This window comes from Synechococcus sp. R3-13 (assembly GCF_047462195.1).
GTDB lineage: Bacteria > Cyanobacteriota > Cyanobacteriia > Thermostichales > Thermostichaceae > Thermostichus.
In genome coordinates this window covers 1-5,464 of the sequence record NZ_JANSIO010000207.1, presented here as the reverse complement: position 1 = coordinate 5,464, position 5,464 = coordinate 1, and the positions used below count along the sequence as shown (strand labels likewise).

Here is a 5,464-nt window from a genome sequence, read left to right as displayed (position 1 = left end):
TTCAGGGTTTTGGGGGTTAGAGGCATGCTCCCTGAACGCTCGGCGCCGCTTCCGCGACCATCCCTGGCTCCTTTCCCTCTGGGAGAGGGGGCAATGCAAACAACTGTAGATTTGTACAAACAACTGTAGATTTGTACTGAGATGATCTTGAGAGTTTTGGACTAGAGCTGGGTGGAGCTCTCCTAAGACTAGGTAGCCCGTAGCTGCACCGGCATAACCAAATAACAGAGCCGCATTGCCCCAAGGGGCTTCCAGATGGCCGGCTGCGTGGCGCCGTTTAGCTCCAGGCTCACCTGCTGCGTATGAAACACCCTGAGGGCATCCAGCAGGTAACGCACATTGAAGGCCAGCTCCAGGTCAGGACCAGACATCTGCACTGGCAACGATTCCTCGCCACTGCCCACATCGGGCGCCTCGGTGCTGATGCGCAGGGTTTGGGTTGCGGCAGAAAGATTGAACTTGACGATGTCGTTTCTTTGGGCAGCGAGTACTCCCACCCGTTCCAGCGACTCAATCAAAGGCCGACGCTCCAGGGTTATCTGCCGCTCAAATTGCCTGGGAATCAGGCGGTTGTAGTCGGGATATTGGCCCTCCAAAAGGCGGCTGGTGATCCGCTGTTGGCACTGCGTTTTGCTGGCGCGAGGAGGCAGCACAAACTGCACCTGGGATCGGTCAAACCGCAATTCCACCGTAGAGGCCGCGGTCTGGGTGCCGAGGATGCGCTCCACCTCTCGCAAAGTGCGAGCGGGAATGGTGAAATCCAACCCTATTTCCCCATGGGCCGAAGCAACCGGGATCCCTTCGGCCTCCACCTGCACCATCGCCAGACGATGCCCATCGGTGGCTGCAAACTCCAGGCAAGGGGGATCCCCTGGCAAGAGCTTGACATGCACTCCTGTGAGCACCTGCTTGGTCTCATCTCCAGAGGCCGCAAAAAGGGTTTGGCCGATCCCTTGCAACAGGCTCTCGATGGGCAGCTCCAGGGCCTGAGCTGTTGGGCTTTCCTCCCCCACAAAATCGCCATCTGCGTCGGCGGCGGGAAGCGATATCTCCGGTAGGGTGGGGTACTCTTCAGCCGACATGCTGCGCACTTGGTACTGGCCGGCTGCCGACATGAGAATCACAGGGGCACTCTCCTGGGCTTGGCTGCTCGCGTCAAGAGTCACTGGGCCGCTGGGCAGACGGCTGACGATGTCGCTGAGCAGCTTGGCCGGCAGGGTGGTGCGACCGGATCCCTTGACCTGAGCCTCGAACTCGCTGCGAATGCACAAGTTCAAGTCAAAGGCGGTGAGGGCAACCCGTTGAGTTTCCGCATCGACCTCTACCAACACGTTGGCCAAAACGGGCAGGGCGGGGCGGCTGGCCACAGCCCGTCCAACGGAAGTGAGGTGGTGGCTGAGATCGGCTTGCTCGCAGGTGAAGCTAAAACCCTCCAGCGGCGCGTCAACAGCTTCGTTAAAGCGGCTCTCCCCACGATAGGGAGCTGCAGTCTTGCTGCTGCGCAACACCGGCGCAAACGACTCGGTTTCCGATTCTCGATCCACAGGACGCTGAGCTTGCACCATCAGGGGCACTTGAGGGCTGAACATGCACATCCTACACCGGCTGCCCCGACTGGATCCCTCCCCTTGCGGTCGAGTTTTGGAAAATTTGCCTCGCGCGTAGGACAGATCTGAAATTTCGATCCCTGCCTAATTTAATTTTTTGATCTAGTAGTAGTAGGGGCTGTGGAAACTGTGGAAAGTGATCGTCAACACCTTGCGCCATGAGCTTTTGAGCTTATTCCCCACCTGTGGAAAAACTGTGGATAACTTGGCCACTTTTCCACAGAGTATTTATACCTGTTAATAACTTGGGGGGTTTTTCCACAGGTTTTCCACAAATTTTTCAGGTTTTTCCACAGGTTTTCCACAGGCTAATGTTGTGATTTCCTGACAAATTCATAAAAATTAACACACAGTCAGTGTAGGATCCCGTAATGTAGTGAATCCTCCCCCTAGATATGGCCAGGAACTCCATCGGAGCTTGGGCGGGCTTCGCTGGATTTCCCCAGGTTTTCCACAGGCTGTCGAAGAAAGCCTGGGATATTGCTCTGGGCTTGTCGGCCTTGCCTGGCCACCTGTGAGCTGACACGGGATTTTTGGCAAGACCCCAGAGGAGCGGGAAAGCGCTCTGCGCACCAGAAGCGGCAAAGGAGGTCAGGATGAGGATGGGACAGCGCCTGACCCAAAATTGGGCTGCTGCAGGAGCGAGTCGCAATAGGGATGCGGTCTAGAGTCCGTACCCGCGAAGGGCCAGGCGTAGGTCAACGGGATCCGTTTTGGTGATGGCGGGAGCGCAGCACGATCACGTCAGAAAGCTGGCGCAGTTGACTTTGAACCTGGGTGAGCTGTTTCTTATCACGTACATCGATACAGAGATCGATCAGGGCGGTGCGGTTGGCAAAAGTTTGTACCTTGGCATTGCGAACATTGATACCTTGATCCGATAGGCGGGAAAGGATGTCCCGCAGCACCCCGACGCGGTCGATAACCTCCAGATGCAGTTCTACCGGGTAGATCTGGGTGCTCTGCCGCAGTTGCTCTTCGTTCCAGCGTACTGGCACCAGGCGTTCCCCCGAAACCTGAGCCACCCGTGGACAGTCCTGATGGTGGATGCTAATACCCTTAAAGCGGGTGACTACGCCCAAAATCGGATCCCCCGGCAGCGGATTACAACACTTGGCCAACTGGTGTTTCAGACCCTCCACCCCCAGAATGGGAGATTGGGATTTGACGGAACTGGAAGCCACAGAAGCCCGCGGCAACAACAGCTTGGATCCCTCAAGCGATTCCTCCTCTGTAGGGGGGGATACTGCCGGTTTGCTGACCTCCTGTAGCCGATGGATCACCAGCGTGGGGGTCGTCTCGCCATAACCCAGAGCGGCCAACAAATCCTCTACACTGGCGTAGTTGAGCTTTTCGGCTACCTTCTGCATCCGCTCTGATTTGAGCAGGGCATCAAAGCCCGTTTTGCCCAGCTCCCGCTCCAGCAAATGCCGGCCCCGCGCGATGTTTTGCTCGCGATTGGAGCGCTTAAACCATTGGCGAATGCGATTGCGGGCAGAGCTGGTGGCAACGAAATTGATCCAGTCCAGGCTGGGATGGGCATTTTTGTGCGTGATGATCTGCACAATGTCGCCGTTGCGCAGGCGGGTATCCAGGGGCACGATCTTGTTGTTTACCCGCGCTCCTGCACAGTGATCCCCAATTTCGGAGTGGATGCGATAGGCGAAGTCCACCGGACAGGATCCCTGGGGCAGAGCCAGCAAGTCCCCCTTGGGCGTAAAGACGTAAACCTCGCTCTCAAACAGGTTCTCGCGAAGGGTGTCCAGATACTCTTTGTCGTCTTTGAGGTCGTTTTGCCACTCCAAGAGCTGCCGCAGCCAGGTGAAGCGCTCCTCGTCGGGCTTGACAGTGGTGCTGCCGGCCTCCTTGTACTTCCAGTGGGCGGCGATCCCGTACTCAGCCACGCGGTGCATCTCTTCGGTACGAATCTGCACCTCCACCGGTCGTCCCTGCAGGCCGATCACTGCCGTGTGCAAAGATTGGTAGCGATTGGCCTTGGGCAAGCCAATGTAGTCTTTGAAACGCCCGGGGATGGGGCGAAAGCAGTTGTGAACGACTGCCAGCACCCGATAGCACTCGCTGTTGGTATGTACGATTACCCGAACTGCTGAGAGATCGTAAATCTCGTGAAATTCTTTGTGCTGCTGCTGCATCTTGCGATAGATGCTGTACAAATGTTTGGGCCGTCCGCTGATCTCAAAGCGTTCCAGCCCCGCTTGAAGAAGGTTCTGCCGCAGCTCTTCAATAAAAGCTTGAATCTCTGCCTCTCGCTCGGCGCGCTTGGCGTTGACCAATTCCTGAATCTTCCGGTAAGCTTCGTAGTCCAGATACTTAAAAGCGAGGTCCTCCAGTTCCCATTTGAAGTGCCAGATCCCCAGCCGGTTGGCCAAAGGGGCGAAAATTTCCATGGTTTCGGCTGCAATTTGCCGTTGCTTACTGGGGGAGAGATACTGCAGCGTGCGCATGTTGTGTAAGCGATCCGCCAGCTTGACCACGATGACTCGAATATCTTTGGCCATGGCCACAAACATGCGGCGGAAATTTTCCGCTTGCTGCTCGGTTTTGCTGGAGAAATTGAACTTAGAGAGTTTGGTAACTCCTTCTACCAGTAGGCGAACTTCAGAGCCGAATTCAGCTTCCAGGGCTTCTGGGGTAACTTCTGTATCCTCAATAACATCGTGCAAGAGGCCCGCTGCCACTGTCACCGCATCCCCCCCCAGCTCCCGCAGGAGAGTGGCCACGGCTACCGGATGGGCAATGTAGGGATCCCCCGATTTGCGTTTTTGGCCCTGATGCAAACAGTAAGAAAACTCAAAGGCACGGCGCAGCAGATCGGCTTCTTCAGCCGTGTAGGGCCGCAACCCATCGCCGGGATCCTCGGCACCGGAAAGCAGAGCACGCAGCCACCCTGGCACCTCAAAACCGAGGCTATTCAGGTCGAGACCTCCATCTGAGGTGGCAATGACAGCCGTCTGACCCATGCGAACCCGGCGAAAAGGGATGTTTAATTACTGACTATAGTTCATCCAGCTTAGCCGCCGACAGATTAGAGGAGGAAAAAACGGCTGGAATAAAAAGAGGCATTGGCTGTCTGCCAACGCCGACCGCTTGCCATCCTCGGCAGATCGAGAGTCAGTCTTCGCTCCACTCCTCGCAGTTGCCGATCAAATCGCAGAGGGGATCCGAGGGGCAGTAGTCTTGCAACTCCAGCTCTTGGGCAATCGCCTGCCACTCCCGCTGCGGGAAAAAGGGTTGCAGGTGGGCAATGGCTGCAGAGCGGCGTAAGACCCCCTGCTGAATGAGGCGACGAGCTTCCTCCTGGATGGCCTCAACCGCATAGTGGGTGGCTTGTAAAGTGGGCATAGCTTAACCTACACGTGGAATGGATGGGACGCACCGAAGGGTCAGGGAAAATCTTGCCTCGCTACCCCCATCATAGAACTGGGTCTCGTTTCGTAGCAAGAGATACAAGTTTGTATTGCAGGCAACCCTAAGGCCCGCTTAAAAGCCCAAGCCATCGGCTCCTGCGGTCACTATGCCTTTTTCTGGGTTCAGAGTGACGATAGATCCATCCCGGATTAAGCGGGTGGCATCCTTGACCCCCACCAGCACCGGCACCCCCAGCCGCAGGCCAATGACCGCCGCATGAGAGGAAGCTCCCTCTTCCTCGGTAATCACCCCGGCTGCCTGTTTGATGGCCTCCACATAGTTGGCGTCGGTGGATTGCGCAACCAAAATGTCCCCGGCGGTGATTTTGCTGGCATCGAGGCTGGATCTCAAGATGCGGGCCGGGCCGCTGACAATGCCTTTGCCAAACCCTTTGCCTTGAGCCACCACCGCTTTCACCACATCCACCT

4 protein-coding genes are annotated in these 5,464 nt (G+C 56.7%); all 4 read right to left on the bottom strand.

Annotated elements, in window-relative coordinates:
- Positions 1-188 precede the first annotated feature (188 nt).
- Positions 189-1,589, bottom strand: a complete 1,401-nt coding sequence (gene dnaN / locus NW856_RS06325) for a DNA polymerase III subunit beta (RefSeq protein WP_414399548.1) — start codon at positions 1,587-1,589, stop codon at positions 189-191.
- A gap of 716 nt (positions 1,590-2,305) precedes the next feature.
- Positions 2,306-4,588: a RelA/SpoT family protein gene (locus NW856_RS06320; protein ID WP_414399547.1), complete on the bottom strand. Its 2,283-nt coding sequence runs from the start codon at positions 4,586-4,588 to the stop codon at positions 2,306-2,308.
- 151 nt (positions 4,589-4,739) lie between these two features.
- Positions 4,740-4,970 carry a DUF4327 family protein gene (locus NW856_RS06315; protein WP_414342658.1) on the bottom strand — a complete coding sequence of 77 codons (231 nt, stop codon included), beginning with the start codon at positions 4,968-4,970 and terminating at the stop codon, positions 4,740-4,742.
- Positions 4,971-5,108: 138 nt separating this feature from the next.
- Positions 5,109-5,464: PEP-utilizing enzyme (locus NW856_RS06310; protein WP_414399546.1), on the bottom strand; the 356-nt coding region annotated here is incomplete at its 5' end.

What these genes read in the sequence shown, in the direction of transcription:
- dnaN (WP_414399548.1), bottom strand. Translation starts at nt 1,589, where the DNA reads ATGTTCAGCCCTCAAGTGCCCCTGATGGTGCAAGCTCAGCGTCCTGTG.
- NW856_RS06320 (WP_414399547.1), bottom strand. Translation starts at nt 4,588, where the DNA reads ATGGGTCAGACGGCTGTCATTGCCACCTCAGATGGAGGTCTCGACCTG.
- NW856_RS06315 (WP_414342658.1), bottom strand. Translation starts at nt 4,970, where the DNA reads ATGCCCACTTTACAAGCCACCCACTATGCGGTTGAGGCCATCCAGGAG.